The 16,149-nt window shown below is 59.8% G+C and carries 16 protein-coding genes and 2 pseudogenes; 5 read left to right on the top strand and 13 right to left on the bottom strand.

What is annotated here, in order from left to right:
• The first annotated feature begins 56 nt into the window (after window positions 1-56).
• A complete protein-coding gene (locus CUR33_RS18950; protein WP_289240577.1) occupies window positions 57-1,553 on the top strand; it encodes a CoA-acylating methylmalonate-semialdehyde dehydrogenase in 1,497 nt (498 codons plus the stop codon).
• A gap of 396 nt (window positions 1,554-1,949) precedes the next feature.
• Complete coding sequence (locus tag CUR33_RS18955; protein WP_289240578.1) at window positions 1,950-2,717, top strand: gamma-glutamyl-gamma-aminobutyrate hydrolase family protein; 768 nt, start codon at window positions 1,950-1,952, stop codon at window positions 2,715-2,717.
• A 207-nt stretch (window positions 2,718-2,924) separates the two neighbouring features.
• Here CUR33_RS18955 and CUR33_RS18960 read toward each other — a convergent pair whose 3' ends face one another.
• Window positions 2,925-3,659 carry a DUF6882 domain-containing protein gene (locus CUR33_RS18960; RefSeq protein ID WP_289240579.1) on the bottom strand — a complete coding sequence of 245 codons (735 nt, stop codon included), beginning with the start codon at window positions 3,657-3,659 and terminating at the stop codon, window positions 2,925-2,927.
• 113 nt (window positions 3,660-3,772) lie between these two features.
• Window positions 3,773-4,357, bottom strand: coding sequence for a lipoprotein (locus tag CUR33_RS18965; protein ID WP_289240580.1), 585 nt, complete (start codon window positions 4,355-4,357; stop codon window positions 3,773-3,775).
• Between the two features lie 247 nt (window positions 4,358-4,604).
• On the opposite strand from CUR33_RS18965, the pseudogene CUR33_RS20860 reads away from it, so the two are divergent.
• Window positions 4,605-5,711: pseudogene (locus tag CUR33_RS20860) on the top strand (HAMP domain-containing protein); the annotation flags it as partial.
• A 90-nt stretch (window positions 5,712-5,801) separates the two neighbouring features.
• A complete protein-coding gene (locus CUR33_RS20865) occupies window positions 5,802-6,572 on the top strand; it encodes a methyl-accepting chemotaxis protein (protein ID WP_420875475.1) in 771 nt (256 codons plus the stop codon).
• A gap of 56 nt (window positions 6,573-6,628) precedes the next feature.
• On the opposite strand, the gene CUR33_RS18975 is transcribed toward CUR33_RS20865, so the two are convergent.
• From CUR33_RS18975 to CUR33_RS18990, 4 genes and pseudogenes are all read right to left on the bottom strand, one after another.
• The gene (locus CUR33_RS18975; RefSeq protein ID WP_090255373.1) at window positions 6,629-6,985 is read right to left on the bottom strand and encodes a hypothetical protein; all 357 of its coding nucleotides are present in this window, start codon (window positions 6,983-6,985) and stop codon (window positions 6,629-6,631) included.
• A gap of 259 nt (window positions 6,986-7,244) precedes the next feature.
• A pseudogene (locus tag CUR33_RS18980) lies at window positions 7,245-8,444 on the bottom strand (type IV pilus assembly protein FimV); the annotation flags it as partial.
• 321 nt (window positions 8,445-8,765) lie between these two features.
• Window positions 8,766-9,347 (bottom strand): DUF1415 domain-containing protein, encoded by a 582-nt coding sequence (locus CUR33_RS18985; RefSeq protein WP_289240582.1) that lies wholly within the window; start codon window positions 9,345-9,347, stop codon window positions 8,766-8,768.
• 79 nt (window positions 9,348-9,426) lie between these two features.
• Window positions 9,427-10,152 (bottom strand): endonuclease, encoded by a 726-nt coding sequence (locus CUR33_RS18990; protein ID WP_289240583.1) that lies wholly within the window; start codon window positions 10,150-10,152, stop codon window positions 9,427-9,429.
• Between the two features lie 316 nt (window positions 10,153-10,468).
• On the opposite strand from CUR33_RS18990, the gene CUR33_RS18995 reads away from it, so the two are divergent.
• Window positions 10,469-11,179, top strand: coding sequence for a hypothetical protein (locus CUR33_RS18995; RefSeq protein ID WP_289240648.1), 711 nt, complete (start codon window positions 10,469-10,471; stop codon window positions 11,177-11,179).
• Between the two features lie 4 nt (window positions 11,180-11,183).
• Here CUR33_RS18995 and CUR33_RS19000 read toward each other — a convergent pair whose 3' ends face one another.
• The 7 genes from CUR33_RS19000 to CUR33_RS19030 all read right to left on the bottom strand — a co-directional run bounded on the left by CUR33_RS19000 (window position 11,184) and on the right by CUR33_RS19030 (window position 16,138).
• Window positions 11,184-11,378, bottom strand: a complete 195-nt coding sequence (locus CUR33_RS19000) for a hypothetical protein (protein ID WP_289240584.1) — start codon at window positions 11,376-11,378, stop codon at window positions 11,184-11,186.
• A gap of 27 nt (window positions 11,379-11,405) precedes the next feature.
• Window positions 11,406-12,128, bottom strand: a complete 723-nt coding sequence (locus CUR33_RS19005; RefSeq protein WP_289240585.1) for a substrate-binding periplasmic protein — start codon at window positions 12,126-12,128, stop codon at window positions 11,406-11,408.
• A 107-nt stretch (window positions 12,129-12,235) separates the two neighbouring features.
• Entirely contained in the window at window positions 12,236-12,577 is a 342-nt protein-coding gene (locus CUR33_RS19010; RefSeq protein ID WP_289240586.1) for a zinc ribbon domain-containing protein YjdM, read from the bottom strand.
• Between the two features lie 50 nt (window positions 12,578-12,627).
• On the bottom strand, window positions 12,628-13,122 hold the full coding sequence (locus tag CUR33_RS19015) for an LEA type 2 family protein (protein WP_289240587.1): 495 nt from the start codon (window positions 13,120-13,122) through the stop codon (window positions 12,628-12,630).
• 151 nt (window positions 13,123-13,273) lie between these two features.
• Complete coding sequence (locus CUR33_RS19020; RefSeq protein WP_160088992.1) at window positions 13,274-14,068, bottom strand: outer membrane protein OmpK; 795 nt, start codon at window positions 14,066-14,068, stop codon at window positions 13,274-13,276.
• A 222-nt stretch (window positions 14,069-14,290) separates the two neighbouring features.
• Window positions 14,291-15,238, bottom strand: a complete 948-nt coding sequence (locus CUR33_RS19025; protein ID WP_282876714.1) for a MurR/RpiR family transcriptional regulator — start codon at window positions 15,236-15,238, stop codon at window positions 14,291-14,293.
• Between the two features lie 132 nt (window positions 15,239-15,370).
• Window positions 15,371-16,138 (bottom strand): ABC transporter ATP-binding protein, encoded by a 768-nt coding sequence (locus tag CUR33_RS19030; RefSeq protein ID WP_160088988.1) that lies wholly within the window; start codon window positions 16,136-16,138, stop codon window positions 15,371-15,373.
• Between the last annotated feature and the right edge of the window lie 11 nt (window positions 16,139-16,149).

Raw genomic sequence — 16,149 nt, forward strand, 5'->3', positions numbered from 1 at the left:
GCAGGAGCCAGCAGCCAGGCTCCTGCAAAAACAAGATCCGTTATTAAGGAATTGCCATGACCCTCGTTAACCACCTGATCCACGGCGAACTGAATGCCGGTACCGGCCGCAGCGCTGACGTGTTCAACCCGTCCACCGGCGCGGCGACCAAGAAAGTCGCCCTGGCCGACCGCGCCACCATGCAACTGGCCATCGACTCGGCCAAGAGCGCCTTCCCGGCCTGGCGCAACACCCCGCCAGCCAAGCGTGCCCAGGTGATGTTCCGCTTCAAGCAACTGCTGGAGCAGCACGAAGCGACCATCTCCAAGTTGATCAGCGAAGAGCACGGCAAAACCCTCGAAGACGCCGCCGGTGAACTCAAGCGCGGTATCGAGAACGTCGAATTTGCCTGCGCCGCCCCGGAAATCCTCAAGGGCGAGTACAGCCGCAACGTCGGCCCGAATATCGACGCCTGGAGCGACATGCAGCCAATCGGCGTCGTGGCCGGCATCACCCCGTTCAACTTCCCGGCCATGGTGCCGCTGTGGATGTACCCGCTGGCCATCGTCTGCGGCAACTGCTTCATCCTCAAGCCGTCCGAGCGTGACCCAAGCTCCACCCTGTATATCGCCCAACTGCTGATCGAGGCCGGTCTGCCAAAAGGCGTGCTCAACGTGGTGCACGGCGACAAAGAAGCGGTGGATGCGTTGATCGAAGCGCCGGAAGTCAAAGCCCTGAGCTTTGTTGGCTCCACGCCGATTGCCGAATACATCTACAGCGAAGGCACCAAGCGCGGTAAGCGCGTTCAGGCCCTGGGCGGCGCGAAGAACCACGCCGTGCTGATGCCCGATGCCGACCTGGACAACGCCGTCAGCGCACTGATGGGCGCCGCTTACGGTTCTTGCGGCGAGCGTTGCATGGCCATCTCCGTGGCCGTGTGCGTAGGCGACCAGATCGCCGATGCCCTGGTCGAGAAGATCGTGCCGCAGATCAAAGCGCTGAAAATCGGTGCCGGCACCTCCTGCGGCCTGGACATGGGTCCGCTGGTTACTGGCGCGGCGCGTGACAAGGTCAAAGGCTACATCGATGCTGGTGTGGCCCAGGGCGCAAGCCTGGTGGTCGACGGTCGTGACCTGGTGGTTGCCGGCAACGAAAACGGCTTCTTCGTCGGCGGCACCCTGTTTGACAAGGTGACCCCGGAGATGACCATCTACACCGACGAAATCTTCGGCCCCGTGCTGTGCATCGTCCGCGTCGGCAGCCTGGAAGCGGCCATGCAGCTGATCAACGACCACGAATACGGCAACGGCACCTGCATCTTCACCCGCGACGGTGAAGCCGCGCGCCTGTTCTGCGACGAAATCGAAGTGGGCATGGTCGGCGTCAACGTACCGCTGCCCGTACCGGTCAGCTACCACAGCTTCGGCGGCTGGAAGCGCTCGCTGTTCGGCGACCTGCATGCCTATGGCCCGGACGGTGTGCGCTTCTACACCCGCAAGAAGGCCATCACCCAGCGCTGGCCGCAGCGCGCCAGCCACGAGGCGGCGCAGTTCGCTTTCCCGAGTAATGGCTAAGTAACACCCAGGGGGCTGATCGCAGGATCAGCCCCCTTTTTTAGATGTGGATGACGGCCTGTAGGAGCCAGCTTGCTGGCGATCTTTCGCGACCATCCGCGTGCATGCGATCAGTCCCCTCGCTCCTTTGGGGAGAGGGTTAGGGAGAGGGGCTGTTGCCCGCTTAACGGTGTTTTCAACCATCTCCCCCAGCCCCTCTCTCACTAAACGGGCGAGGGGAGCAGTACCGCTTTACGCAACAAACCAGCCGCGCGGGCGCGGCGTTGGTGCAGTGACCGCAGGTTACGGCACCCCTTGGGTGAGCGGGTTCAGGGTTTCCTGGCCCGCAAGCCCGCTCTCCCAAGGGCAGCCCACTTCAATTATTTATGAAGAGGACTCCTTGCAATGAGCAAACCCATGATTGGCCTTCCCCTGTGCCGTTGGCAGCTGACCAGCCGTGATATTGGCTGGTTTCACCTGGTCGGCGAGAAGTACATCCACGCCGTCACCGGCTTCGGTGCCTTCCCGCTGATGATCCCGGCGTTCGGCGATGATCTGGACATGGACACGGTGCTGGATAGCGTCAGCGGCATCATGTTCGGTGGCTCGCTCTCCAACGTGCACCCCAGCTTCTACGGCGACGACCATCCCGGTCTTGGCCTGGCCGACAAACCCCGCGATGAAACCGTACTGCGCCTGATGCGCGCATGCCTGGAGCGCGGCATTCCCTTCCTTGGCATCTGCCGGGGCATGCAGGAAATGAACGTGCTGTTTGGTGGCACCCTGCACCGCGAGGTGCATGAAGTGGAAGGTCGTCTCGATCACCGTGAGGTGAAGGATGTACCGGACGACGTGGCCTACGGCCCGATGCACAACGTGGCCCTGACCGAGGGCGGCGTGCTGCATTCGCTGTTCGGCGAGCGGCAGATCAAGGTCAACTCGTTGCATGGCCAGGGGGTTGATCGCCTCGGCGAGGGCTTGCAGGTTGAAGCCGTGGCCGAGGATGGGCAGATCGAGGCGGTCAGTGTGATTGGCGCCAAGGCGTTTGCAGTTGGGGTGCAGTGGCATCCTGAGTATCGTTATTGGGAGAAGGCGGATTACAACGCGCTGCTGGGGGCGTTTCATCAGGCGGCGCGGGAGTATCAGGTGAAGAAGTCTAAAAGCAGGAGTACTGTTCTGGCATAAGGCTAGTAGCAGTATGTTTTGAGAACTAACAAGGCTCGCTGTTATGCGGGCCTTGTTTTTAGTTGATAAGACTTTCGAGTCGGCTTTTCAAACGCTCAAGCTCCTCTCGAAGCTCTAGGTTTGGCGTCGTCTGGGTTATTGCGGCTTGATGGCTTAAAGCCAAACGATGGCCGGGTAGGAGAGAGCGAGCCAAGCCTATTGCGGCCTCTAGCTCACCCAGCTGGCTTCACGTACCACCATGTAGAGAAATCCATTTTCACCGGGGGCTCTATAAGAGCCGATGGCGCCCAGGTGCTTAGCCATCACTGCCGTCATTTCCCAGCCGTCGACCGGGTCTGCCGACCAGGTGGCACAAGCCAGTTTCAGCAAGTTCAATGAATCACCTAGCGCGCGGACTTCCCGAGACCTGGCCTTGACCAATTCCAGAAACGACTCATTCGCCCAGGCCCACATCCAGAAGTCGGAACGGTTCGAGAAGGTGCCTACGAAATCGACATCACACTCTACCGCCGGTGTGCCCTCATTCGAGAAAATAAGCTTGCCGGTTTCCTGATACCAATCCCAGCGGCTGTGCTCGCCAATCTTGTAGGTGGCCATAAAGCTGTTCTGCTGCTCTTGCAGATAGTTGAAGCTATCGGTGATCAGCGCATGCAGCATGTCTTCATCTTGAAGCCAATTAAGCTCTCGGATATGGCAATAACACTCCGCGCAAACTAGGCGGATACCCGCAAACGCCTCCGCACGGTCATTCCATTCCCCCTCTTGTTCCAGCACGGCGTCACATTGGTCACACCATGCATCGGGGTAGAGATTGTCTGGGTGCTCCGGGTCGTAACCCACATTGAACCCCTGACCCTCACCATCATTGAGATGGCGACAGAGGAACGTAGCTGCACTGGTTCCATGCACGCCACATTCAACTTTCTTCTCTTCATCGCTCATAGCGTTTCCTTAAAAGAAGTAGGGCAGATGCATCGCCGTAAGGGCGAGAAGTGTAATCCCGGTTAAATCATTATCAACCGGCCCAATTCACCATTGGACCGGAGAGCTGCCACTTACTTCTGGGCGAGATTCAGCTGGTTATAGTCCTGAATAAAGTCGCGCAGGATGTCGTCTAGGGCCAGTTTGGTGGATTGCTGGATGGCGTTTTTCATGGCGAAGGAGCCGCCCCAGAACATTTTGCCGCCCTGGCTTTTGCCCTCGACCTTGTAGGTTTTGGAGAACAGCTGCTGTTCGTCCGCGCTGACGTTCACCTTCAAGGTGATGTAGGCGCGGAAGTCGGCGAAGCGGTATTCCTGCAGCTCGAAGCTCAGCAGCGGCAGATCACCACTCTGGCTCGCTTCGAGGCGGCCGAAGGCTTGTTGTACATCCGTCGATTGCAGGGTGTTGTCGAGCATCTGGCCGAAGTTGACGATCCACAGGTTGGCATGGCCCACCACGGCGGAGCGGAATTCGTAATGGTGGCTGCTGGTGGCCGGGCTCAGGGCGTAGGCGGCAGGGCCGCTGGCGCTGGGCAGTTGGCTGTCCCCGGTGTTGTTGCTCAGGTAGGCGGGGTAGTCCTCGGCAATCGGGTGCTTGATGGTGCAACCGGTCAGGGTGGCGAGCAGGGTCAGGGCCAGCAGGTAGGCAATCTTTTTCATGGCGAATCCTTGTCGATACAGCGGGTTAGTACGCAAGGAACGGCCATCTGTTATCGCCCGTCCCTGGGCGGCGCACAGGCTAATGACAATGTGCGGTGATGGCAAATTGGCATTGATGATGTTGGGCAGCGTTTGCTGCCAGGTGACGTTCAGCTGTTTGGCCCGACGCTGGCGCTGTCATACGCCTTAACTATCCTCAACAAGCGCCGATAGAGCGTATTACTGGCCAGCTAGAAGGCGATGTCCCATGAATATCAAATCCAAACTGTTGCTGAGCTTTCTGGTGGCAACCCTGATTCCGGTTCTGGTGGTGGCGCTGCTGACGATTCGCAATGTCACGCAGCAGGCTAAAGAGAACTTTCTGGTGTCCAGCAGCCTGGATATGAAACTGGTGAACAACAGCTTTGCCACTTTCTTTGATTCGGTGGGCCACACCGTTTCCGCCCTGGCGGAATACCCCGCAGTGCAGGATGCCCAGAACGGCGATCTGACCACCTACTTCGGTGAGGCGCGCAAACCGGGCGAGGTGGCGACCGCCAATGGTGGACGCGAGAAACAGATCTTCGATTACTTCTCCAGCATCGGTAAGAACAACCCCACCTTCGGTTACGTGTACATGAGCGATACCAAGGGCGGCTATGTGGAGTGGCCGGGCACCGGGGGTTACGGTGACTGGGACCCGCGCCAGCGCGAGTGGTACCCCATTGGCCGCGACGCCAATTTCACCCTGGCCCGCCGCGACGGTTATTACTGGGAGCCGGATGACGCGGTGTATGTCTCGGTGCTCAAGGGCTTCAAGGACACCGCCGGGCAGTTCGCCGGGGTGGTGGCGGTGGATGTGTCGCTCAAGGCGCTCACCGATATGGCGCAGAAGGTGCGCTTCGGCGAAACCGGGTTTCTGATGCTGGCGGAGGGCAGCGGCACCTTGCTGGTGGATGGTCTGCAGCCGGATAACAACTTCAAGAAGGTCAGCGAGCTGCCCGGCGAGCACTTTGCGGTTATCGGTAAAACCGAGAACGGCCTGGTGGAGGTGGAGATCGACGGGGTGGCTTATATGGCCAACGTTTACACCTCGCCTGAGCTGGGCTGGAAGTTTGTTGGCTTCAAGCAGGCGGACGAGATTTACGCGAGCGCCCGCGAGCTGACCTGGATCACCCTGATTGTCTGCGTGGTGCTAGTGCTGGTATTCGGCGCGGCAGGGGTAGTGATCGCCAACCGTATCGTCAACCCGATCAACCTGGTGAAGGATGGGCTACGCACCATCGCTCAGGGTGAAGGTGACCTGACCCGCCGCCTGGATCTGCTAAGCAAGGATGAAACCGGCGAGTTGGCCAAGTGGTTCAATCAGTTTATTGCGTCGATCCAGGGCATGATTCGGGTGATCAAGGAGAACGCCATCAGCATGGATGGGGTTTCCAGCGATACCAACAAGCGCACCACGGCGATGTCCGCCACGCTGCAACGCCAGTTGAGTTCGGTGGAGCAGATCGTCACGGCGGTGACCGAGATGTCCTCGGCGGCCAACGAGGTGGCCAAGACCTGCGTGCAAACCGCTGATGTGTCGGAGCAGGGGCTGGTGGCCACGCGCAATGGCAAAGAGGTGATCGCCCGCAGCACGTCCGGGGTCAACAAGCTCGGCGCCAGCATCCAGAACTCCAACAAGGTGCTTCAGGAGCTGGAGAAGGAAACGGTCAACATCAACAACATCCTCTCGACCATTCAGCAGATCGCCGAGCAGACCAACCTGCTGGCCTTGAACGCGGCCATCGAAGCCGCCCGCGCGGGCGAGCAGGGGCGAGGGTTTGCGGTGGTGGCGGATGAAGTACGCAACCTGGCCAAACGCACCCAGGATTCCACCGAGCAGATCAACAATATCCTCAACCTGCTGGTCAATCGCATCAAGGAAGTGACGGTGAGCATGGACCAAAGCCTGGTCGAATCGGGCAAAGCCATCGTGCTGTCCGATGAGGTCATGGCCGCCTTCGAGAGCATTGAAGGCAAGGTGCAGATGATCCGCGACATGACCATGCAGATCGCCACCGCGACCGAGGAACAGCACCTGGTGACCGAGGAAATCAACCAGAACATCGTCGCCATCAACGACGCGGTGACGCAAATATCGGTGCAGGCCGCCGAGGTGGAGAGCTACGCCCAGGAACAAAGCGGCCTGAGCAGTGAGCTGAAACAGCTGGTGGTCCGTTTCCGTACGGAGTAGGCCGGCCGCGCGACTTTATACCGAGAAAAAGCCCCGCAATTGCGGGGCTTTTTTGTTTACCAGCGATAGCCGTGGCCATAGCCGTCGTGCCGACGGTGTTTGTGGCCATGCCAGCGTTTATGGCGCGGCCGCTCCTGTATGTAATACACCGGGGCCGGCTGGTAGTAGACCGGCTGGCGCTCGTAGTACACCCGTTGCGGAGGGTAATACGCCGGTGGCGGTGGGTAGTACTCGCGCGGTGGCGGAGCGTAAACCCGCGCGGGACGGCTCTGGCTGACAAGTACGCCGCCAATCACCGCGCCCACCACGGCTCCGGCAATCGCTGCGTCACGGTTGGAGGCCTGCGCTGGGGCCTGGGCAAACAGCGCCAGACTGGCCACCAGGCCGGTGATAAGGGGGATACGCGACAGCATGATCGAAACTCCTGTGCAAACCGGTCTTTCCCGGCTTGTAGTTTCGACACTGGGTGTTGCGCGGCATTGCAGGGCGCAATGTAAAGCCTGTGTAAAACAGTATGGCGCCTAATGCCTGGTGATCAGGCCGCCAGGGGTGCGGGCTGACGGCGACCCATGAGGGCAATAGCGTTGCTGGTCAGCCTTGATAAGAGGAAGCCTCGCGGCATCAACCTAAGGGTATTACTCGGTAGTACCTGGTGGCGGCTTAGGCTTAAGGAATAGCGGGTGTCTGATTGCCGGTTGTAACAGCGGCGACGCCTGGTGTTGCGACTGGTGCCTGGTTCTGTGCGGCCAGGTAGGCCTGTAACTTGGCCATCTGGTCGTTCTTCAATTGGATCAGGCGCTGCAGTTTGTCGAGTTGGCTTTGCAGGTCGGCAATACGGCTTTTCAGCTCAGCGTTTTCACGATTGGTCGAATCGAGGCTTTCCTGGGTCATTGCCAGTTGATCAAGCAGGGCCTTGTTGCCTGCGTTGCCTTTGTCACTGCCGGCGCTCGCCTTGTCGCTGCCTTCTGCAACCAGTTTCAAGTTATCGCGGCGTTCAATTGTGGCTGGCGTAGCGGCCGCAGTATTGCGCTTACTGGCATCCAACTGGCGAGCGCTGGCAGCAACATTGCGGCTCTCACGCCAGGCGGCGGTTTGCTGGTTAACCTGAGCAATGGCGGCGCTTTGTGTGCGGCTGTTGATGTGTTGGGCATCGGGTAGGCGCAGCACCTGACCGCTTTTCATGCGGTTGATGTTGTTATCGATAAAGGCCTGCGGATTCAGCTCCTGGATCGCCAGCATGGCCTGATGCACGCTACCGTCAGCCCGCACACGGTTGGCAATGTCCCAGAGGTTGTCGTTGGCGGTGGTCGTGTACTCATTGCCTGCCAGTGGTGTGGCGGCAGCCGTGCTGGCGGATGCGGGTTGAGTTTCGCTAACTGTTGGGCGCGCTGCCTGCGGCTGTGTGCGTGGTGCAGCAGACGCTGCGGTTACCGGTTGTTGTACTGCAGCAGGTAATACGTCCTGCGCGGTATAGAGCGGTGGGTCCAGCAGCAGGGTGTATTCACGCTGCAACTGGCCATTGGGCCAGAGCACTTGCACCAGGAAGTTCAGGTAAGGCTCACGCATCGGTTTATTCGAGGTCACCCGGATAACGCTTTTGCCATTGGGCTTGAGGACCGGGGTAAATGTCAGGTCCGTCAGGAAGAACTGCCGATCAATCCCTGCCTTGTTGAAGGCTTCCGCAGAGGCCAGGGTCGGCATCAGTTCGTTGGCGGCCAGGTCGCGGCTTTCCAGCAGTTCGATCTCCGCCACCAAAGGCTGGTTGAGTGCTGACTGCAGTGTTACCTCACCCAGCCCTAGCGCGTGCGCCATGCCGGATGACAGCGCAGAAGTCGCTGCAATTGCCAGCACCAGTTTACGAACCCGAGCCATAGCGTTATCCCTTGGTTGATCTGTTGATGGACCCGCGAAAGGGGCTTGAATCGAGTGCGGTTTTAGTTGCAGGCGCCCTGCTCAACACGCGGTTCGGCCTGCATGGGCCGCGTCGAAAGCGCTGGGATCTTATGGATTCATGCTGATTAATTGTGTTGATCAGCTAGCAAAACGCTCAAGATTCTTGGCATGAATTGCCGTAAATGCGTCATCGGTCGCGCGCGCAGCAGTTGCCGGCGGGTGCTGGTAAGCAAGGGGCGGGTTGACGCTGTGTCGCTGCGGTGCCGTCAGGTGGTCTGACGGCACCCAGGTGGAGGGGGCTTAGCTGTTTTGTGCGTCTTTGCGGCACTGCGCCTGCAGGGCAGCCCAGCCGTCGGCGCCGAGGTCTTCGAGGGTCTGGATATTGGCTTCGAAGATTGCCTCAGGCTCAGGGAACGCCGCGACGGCGCGGTCGATGCTGGCTTCACGGAGGATATGCAGCGTCGGGTAGGGCGAGCGGTTGGTGGCGTTGCTGAGGTCGTTGGCGGCCGTGTCGGCAAACTGGAACTGCGGGTGGAAGCTGGCCACTTGCAGGGTACCGCTGTAGCCGAGTTCGTCGAGTGCATCATCGACCACTCCGAGGAAGTCGTTGAAATCGAGGAAGTCAGTCAGGGCGGCGGGATGGATCAGTAAGGTGGTGTCCGTTTCGCTGGGCTCGCAGTGAGCGAGCGCATGCAACTCGTCGATCAGCATGCTGAGCAGTACTTCCGGCTCGCTGTCGGTACACACCACATAGCGTACTTGCCCTTTGACCTGCACGGCCTTGGCGAACGGGCAGAGGTTCAGGCCGATCACGGCACGATCAACCCAGGCGCGGGTTTCGGCAATGGCGTGGGCTGCGCTCGGGAGGGGGGGGCTGGACATAGGGCAATACTCGGGCTGGCGTGGGGTGAAGTTTAGCGTCAATAGCGGTGTGCAGGGTTCGCCGGGCGCTTGTCAGCGTTCAGCCGCTGGTGCGCTGTGGGTTGCCAGCGCGGCGTAATGGGGTGCAGCGGCCCGGATCGATGGCGCCGACATAAGGGTTGCCGTGGCCCATCACGCAGCCGACTTGCTGGTTGCGCCAGCGCTCCCACTCGCTGATCGGGTATTGGCGGTTCCAGGCCTCGTAGGTGCGTCGGTCGAGCTTGGACAGTTTCAGCTGATAGCGTTCGGCCATATACAGATAGATACGCGCTGCCGCGCCACGCGCATGGGCTGGCGGCATGGCGGTTTTCGCCTTGAAGTTGACCACCATTGGGCAGGCGCCGTACTGCGTGGGTTTGTCGCTGAGCATGCCGAGGGCGTAGTTGGAGCGGTCACCATTCAGCTCACCGATGCTTGGCACCAGGTTGTGCAGGTCGGCTTCGGCGGCTTTGAAACGGGCGTCGTTGCGCGCGCAGTTCTTGCGTCCGCCGTCCTGCCAGCACTGGCGCTGATGGCCGATTACCCAAGCGGGCACCACATGCTCCCATTCCAGGCGCTGGGCACGGCGCAGCTGTTTGCGGGGGCTGTAGCCACAGCTGCCGAGGTCGACGCGGTTACCGCTGTACGTGCAATGGCAATAAAAGGTGCTGGGCCGTTCGGCATATAACCGCCAAGCGATTTTCTTCGCGGCACTGAAGGTTTTCGGGGCATCGGCATAAGCGGGTAGGGCAACTAGCAGGCAAAACAGGACAAGCAGACGCAGCATGGGGCACTCGGCAGCCAAAAAGCTGCGGATCATACCGATTAAAGCGCTCTGCGACGGGCCTTTTGCCGCGCTGCTGATAAGCGGTTAGCAATCTTTTGCACCTCAGGCGGTCTGTTGGTAGTCCACCTGAGCTTATGCAGCTAGGTGCTTGATTGTGCTGAAAGTCATGTATTCAGGAGGAAAACTGGCCAATCTGGATTTTGTTGCTAGCGTTACCCCATCACACCGCAGCGGACGACCTCCTCTGATGAGTACTGTGCAGCGTTGGCAATGGCTAAGAAATGGGCCCGTCTGGTCGGGCGGCAATGCTGTGGCGATGCGCCTGTCGGTGCTGATTGTGCTGTTACTGGCGGTCAGTGGTTGCGCAACCCGGCAAGATCATCAGACCATCGTCAGCAACCGCAGTCCGATCAAACCCACCGAATTCTTCCAGAGCCATGCCGACCGTATGGCTACCCTGGGCATGCGCAACAATCTCAACAGCCTCTACCGTTTGATGGACAAGCTGTATCTGCGCAACCCCCGCGAGTGGCGTAAAACCGGTTTACCTGATGTGGAGTCCGCCAAGCGCGCGGTGCACCGCGCCATTGAGCTTGATCAGCCGCTTCCCCAGCTAGGCGGGCGCACTGATGTTGCGGCGCTGAGTTATGCCCTGAGCGCGGAGTACCAGGGTGATCGGGTGGGGGCGTTTATCTATTCGCTGGCAAGCATGCTGATTACCGCCCACGGCGGACGCACGGAGTACTACCTGAGCGATACGCTGGACCCGCAGTTTGTCCACAACGCTGCGCGCAATGTCGAGAAGGCCAGCTGGATGCTCGCCCAGCGCACCGATGCCGGCGGCAAGCCCTGGCTGCTGTCCAACGAGATTTCTGCCGAGGGGCATAACCTCAGCTATGCCGTGGAGTTCGGCAAGATCGTCGCGCGTCTGGATCTGCTCACCGATGTGCTGGATGAGCGCTATCGGCGCATGGGCGTGAGTTATGCCCAGGGCCTGCTGTTTATGAACTTCCTACCCGTGCAATAAACCCTCAGTAGCCTTCTTCCAAGCGTTTATTACTTTGCGCGTTGGCGGCTTCGATCTGCTCTTTCAGCTGTTCGGTCTGTTGTTGCAGTTGGGTGGCCTGCTCGGCTTGCAGGCTGGCAGTTGCGGCGGTTTCACCGAGACCGCAGGCGGTCAGAACCAGGGTGGCTGCGAGCAGTAAAAACACACGGGTGGCGCGCATGGCGGCTCCTGGCAAGTGGCGCGCGGCTTAATGCCAGCGCGAGTAAATGGTTTCCAGAGTGCCAGCCTGTCTTAAACGCTCCAGCGCTGCCGAGAACTGTTTGGCACGGGCGCTATCGCCTTTGGCGAAGGCCACATAACGCGGCATTTCCACCAGGGGTTTGGGCAGAATGCGCACGCTCTGTTCTGCGCGCTGCTCGCGAACGAAATACATCAGCTGCACACGATCACCGACGATCACATCAATGCGCCCGGCGAGCAGCATAGATACCAGCTGCCGTGGGTTCTGCGCACTGGTATCACGTGACAGTTCGGCTTTGTCGAAATCCGATTGGTAGGCATACCCCCGTACCTGGCCAATGGTGAAGAGTGACAGATCGTCCAGTTTGTCCCAGTCGTTAAGGGCGGTTTTACGCGAGGTCATAAACACCGTTGAACCGGTACGGATCGGCCCGGCCAGCTCGTATTGCTGCATCCGTTCGGGGGTCCCAGCGAACTGAAAGGCCATGGCCACTTCACTGCGATCGATCATGCGCTTGACCCGCTCCCAGGGGTACAGGCGCAAGCTGTAGGAGATTTTGGCCTCTTGCATCACCGCCTCAACCAACTCCACATCCAGTCCGCGCGGCTGATCATCCTCAATGGTGACAAAACTATAGGGTGCAAACTGTTCATCGCCCACCACCTTCCAGGGTTCGGCTTGCACAGCCCAGGGCAGTAATAGCGTCAAGCACAACGCAACAATACGCATGAGGTCCTCCAGGCGGGCGCCTCGAACGAGCGAATAGCTCTGCATTGATGCTAGCTAATGAAAAAAGCCCCGGCAGCTGACCGGGGCTTTTTTTGCTGCAAGTTGACTCAGACTTTGCGCACGAACTCGGATTTCAGCTTCATCGCGCCGATGCCGTCGATCTTGCAGTCGATGTCGTGGTCACCGTCGCACAGGCGGATGCCTTTGACCTTGGTACCGACCTTGACCACCAGGGATGAACCTTTGACTTTCAGGTCTTTGATCACGGTGATCGTGTCGCCGTCCTGCAGCACATTACCCACTGAATCCTTGATCACCTTGACGTCATCTGCCGCGTCGCTCGCGCCAGTGGCCGACCATTCGTGGGCGCACTCCGGGCATACCAGCTGGGCGCCGTCTTCGTAGGTGTATTCGGAATTGCATTTAGGGCAGGGCGGCAACGTGCTCACGGCGGGTCCTTGATAGGTCGATAGGAAAAGGCCGCATATTGTATAGGGTTTTATGGTGTCGCGCCGGGCGCTGGCAGTTGTGGCCAGTTAAGCGTGCCGCGGTCATTAAAACGCCAGGTGCCAAACAGGCCGTTGGCCAACTTGCCACGCAATTCATAGGGCAGCCCCTGGCCGTCCTGATAGCCGGCCATGCCCCAGGCCTGGCGCAGTGCGGCGTAGGCGGAAAGGCTGACCGGAATACGCAGGATGCTTTCACCGTAACGGGGTACTTGTCCGCGTTGGTCACTGACGCCACTGAGCAGCGGCTGCTGGTTGACCTGCAGCTCAAGGTCCACGCCGTCGAAATCGATGGGCCGGTCATTGGGGTTCTGTACCCGCAGTTTGATTGCGAAGCGTGCTTCCAGGCCTTCGCCGGGCAGCGGCTCGATACCGACCAGTTCGATGCGCAATGGGTCGCGCGTGGCCAGCGTGCTGCATGCAGCCAGGGTGAGCAGCAGGCTGACAAGCAGGGCGCGGAAGAATGTGTGGTGAGGGGCGTTAGGCATGCTGGGTATCCACTGCTGAGTAATCACAGAGTAGAAGACCCCGAGAGCGCGGCGATTACGCCGCAGCAGGGCAAATTAGCGCGAGAAGGGTTGTTGCAGGAGATGCCCGCCAGCCTGTAATCACAGGTGCTGGCGGGTTTGCTACTGAGTATCAGAAGTGCGCTTTTACCAACAGGCTGGCGGTGTTCTGATCGGTCGCGCCGACAAAGTTGTCGCTGACAAAACCGCTGTCTTCGATACCGTACTTGTCTTTCCAGTAGTCGTATTCGATACCGACATACAGCTGCTTCTCGCCCCAGTTCATGGCCTTACCCAGGTCGTACTTGATCTGTGGGTTGAAGTGCAGGTTGGCGTGGTAGCTCTTGTCGTTGTCGACCACCCAATCCATAAAGCCGTCGATCACGATGTCGGATTTACCCACCGGGATGGTGTAGCTCCACACCGGAGTGATCTGCCAGACGTTATCGCCGTCGCGCTTGCCATCGGTCGTGCGGTTGTAGAAGTTCAGGGAGAAGTAGTCAAAGCCGGGGATCGCCAGGTCAAAGCCTGGGCCGATCAGGTAGGACTCGACATCGTCTTCACCGAATTCATAGGTAGTGGCCAGCAGTACATCCTTGATCGGGCCAAATTCCAGCTTGCTGTTAAACAGCTTGCCGAACGACAGGCGCGGTGAGAACTCGCCGTAGAAGGTGTGGCCATCGCCTGCGCCATTGGTGGCGTCGGTGTTGTACTTGATGGTGTCGACGAAGAAGAACAGGTCGCCGATAGCCCAGCCACTGGCGTGTTCAAAGGTCACGGTCTGCTGGATTTCCGGGTCAATCTTGTAATCCTGGCCATACAGGTAGGTCAGGCTGTTGTTCTGCCAATGCAGCAGGTCACCCGCGACGGCCTGGCCGCCCGCCAGAAGCCCGCCTGCCATGACCAGAGAGGAAAGTGTGCGGTTCATCAAGTGGTGCTCCCCAAAGTGCTGAATTATCGTTTTAAACCTGTCTGAGTGGTCAGGCTGTCGGAGCTTGAGCAAGAACAAGGCCAAGTCCTGAAATCGTTCACGGCGCCGCCAGATGGCGCGCGTCGGGCGCGCACTCTAGTGGTTTTTGGGGGGATGTAAATACGTTGCATGCACTGATAACTGACCTGCCGGACAGTTTTAGCCTTAACTTGGTGCGCGCTAACTCTGTCGCGGCGTGGTGCTGGTGCGTCGTTTGATGGGCTTGCGTACAGGCTTATCGCTGCTCGGCACATGCAGATAGGACATCACGCTTTCAGTCAGCTCCGCGGCCAGTTGCACGGCTTCCTTGTTGCGCGCCATGACGCCGGCGACCAGGCCTTCGATAAGCGCCAGCACCGAGGTGTTGGAGCTGATCAGCACCGGGTGATCGGCAGGGGCGAACAGCGCGTGTTTGGCGATGGTGGTCAGCGGCGAGGCGGGCGAGTCGGTGATCGCGAGCACGGTCGCGCCGCGTTCGCTGGCAAAGCGCGACAGCTGCAGGGTGTCGAGGGAATAGCGCGGCAGGGAGATCGACAGCAGCACGTCCTGTTCGGTGATGGCCGCCAGGCGATACGCGGCGTTTTCGTTGCCGCCTTCCATGCTCACGGCTGTGGCATCGGCGCAGAACGGCACCAGGTTGGCGGCTGCCAGGCCGGCCATATAGGCGCTATTGCCGAAGCCGAGGATGTAGATCTTGCGTGCCTGGATCAGGCAGCTGACAAAGGCTTCGAAGGTGTCCGCGCTGTTATTGGCCCCAGCGGTGGCCAGGTTGCTGCTGGCGATCTGCACCTGTTCGTGCAAGCCGAAAGCGCCGTCCGGGCGATGCGCCAGTTCGTTGCGCAGCTTGTCCACTGGCGACACCATCTGCTGCAGGGTGCTCACCAGCTCGGCTTTCAGCCCGGTATAGCCGCCCAGATCAATGGCTTTGGCCAGGCGGTTGACGGCGGCCGCCGAGGTGGCGGTTTCCACCGCCATTTCCTCGATGGTCAGGGTTGCGGCTTTCAACGGGTGGCGCAGGATAAAGTCGGCCACCTTGCGCAGCGAGGGCTGCAGGTGCGGGGCGATTTCCGCCAGTTTGCGCATCACCGGGGCGGCGTAGACGGTTACGTTCTTGGCAGAAGTCGGCATGGATGGGCTTTCAGCACGTTGAAGGGTTGGGCGTGCGCGCCGGGTCGGGGCGTGCCTGAGTCGTTGCGGCTGAAGTGTATCCGAAGCCGACCGCGGCTGTGGCATTGCGCACGGTCGGCCTGTCGGCGCCGTCTATTTAAGGCTACCCGCGAGAAACTGCTGCAAACGCTCGGACTTGGGCTGGGCCAGCACCTCGCGCGGGCAGCCGCTTTCTTCGACGCGGCCCTGATGAAGGAACAGCAACTGGTTGGACACCTCGCGGGCAAAACCCATTTCGTGGGTGACCACCACCATGGTGCGGCCTTCCTCGGCCAGGTCGCGCATGACCTTGAGCACCTCGCCGACCAGCTCCGGGTCCAGTGCCGAGGTTGGCTCATCAAACAGCATCACTTCAGGCTCCATCGCCAGGGCGCGGGCGATGGCCACGCGCTGCTGCTCGCCGCCGCTCATGTGCGCCGGGTAGGCATCTTTGCGGTGGGCGACGCCGACTTTCGCCAGGTAATGTTCGGCTTTCTCGCGAGCTTCTTTCTTGTTCATGCCCAGCACGTGCACAGGTGCTTCCATAACGTTATCCAAGGCACTCATGTGCGACCACAGGTTGAAGTGCTGGAAGACCATGGCCAGGCGTGAGCGCATGCGCTGCAGCTGCTTGCTATCGCTGGCTTTAAGCGCTCCAGTGACGCGGTTAGGTTGCAGCTTCAGTTCTTCGTTATTGAGCAGGATGCGCCCGCTGTGCGGTTGTTCCAGCAGGTTGATGCAGCGCAGAAAGGTGCTTTTGCCCGAGCCGCTGGAACCGATGATGCTGGTGACATCGCCGGCTTTGGCGGTCAGGGACACACCCTTGAGCACCTCATGGGTGCCATAGCGTTTGTGCAGGTTGTCGATTTGCAAGGTGTACATGGCAGCGGATT

Source organism: Pseudomonas sp. FEMGT703P, from assembly GCF_002786345.1.
Lineage (GTDB): Bacteria > Pseudomonadota > Gammaproteobacteria > Pseudomonadales > Pseudomonadaceae > Aquipseudomonas > Aquipseudomonas peli.

Coding starts and splice junctions, on each gene's coding strand:
- CUR33_RS19030 (WP_160088988.1), bottom strand. CDS start 16,138: ATGTACACCTTGCAAATCGACAACCTGCACAAACGCTATGGCACCCAT.
- CUR33_RS18990 (WP_289240583.1), bottom strand. CDS start 10,152: ATGCTGCGTCTGCTTGTCCTGTTTTGCCTGCTAGTTGCCCTACCCGCT.
- CUR33_RS18950 (WP_289240577.1), top strand. CDS start 57: ATGACCCTCGTTAACCACCTGATCCACGGCGAACTGAATGCCGGTACC.
- CUR33_RS20865 (WP_420875475.1), top strand. CDS start 5,802: ATGTCCGCCACGCTGCAACGCCAGTTGAGTTCGGTGGAGCAGATCGTC.
- CUR33_RS19005 (WP_289240585.1), bottom strand. CDS start 12,128: ATGCGTATTGTTGCGTTGTGCTTGACGCTATTACTGCCCTGGGCTGTG.
- CUR33_RS18995 (WP_289240648.1), top strand. CDS start 10,469: ATGCGCCTGTCGGTGCTGATTGTGCTGTTACTGGCGGTCAGTGGTTGC.
- CUR33_RS18975 (WP_090255373.1), bottom strand. CDS start 6,985: ATGCTGTCGCGTATCCCCCTTATCACCGGCCTGGTGGCCAGTCTGGCG.
- CUR33_RS19015 (WP_289240587.1), bottom strand. CDS start 13,122: ATGCCTAACGCCCCTCACCACACATTCTTCCGCGCCCTGCTTGTCAGC.
- CUR33_RS18955 (WP_289240578.1), top strand. CDS start 1,950: ATGATTGGCCTTCCCCTGTGCCGTTGGCAGCTGACCAGCCGTGATATT.
- CUR33_RS18985 (WP_289240582.1), bottom strand. CDS start 9,347: ATGTCCAGCCCCCCCCTCCCGAGCGCAGCCCACGCCATTGCCGAAACC.
- CUR33_RS18965 (WP_289240580.1), bottom strand. CDS start 4,357: ATGAAAAAGATTGCCTACCTGCTGGCCCTGACCCTGCTCGCCACCCTG.
- CUR33_RS18960 (WP_289240579.1), bottom strand. CDS start 3,659: ATGAGCGATGAAGAGAAGAAAGTTGAATGTGGCGTGCATGGAACCAGT.
- CUR33_RS19000 (WP_289240584.1), bottom strand. CDS start 11,378: ATGCGCGCCACCCGTGTGTTTTTACTGCTCGCAGCCACCCTGGTTCTG.
- CUR33_RS19020 (WP_160088992.1), bottom strand. CDS start 14,068: ATGAACCGCACACTTTCCTCTCTGGTCATGGCAGGCGGGCTTCTGGCG.
- CUR33_RS19025 (WP_282876714.1), bottom strand. CDS start 15,238: ATGCCGACTTCTGCCAAGAACGTAACCGTCTACGCCGCCCCGGTGATG.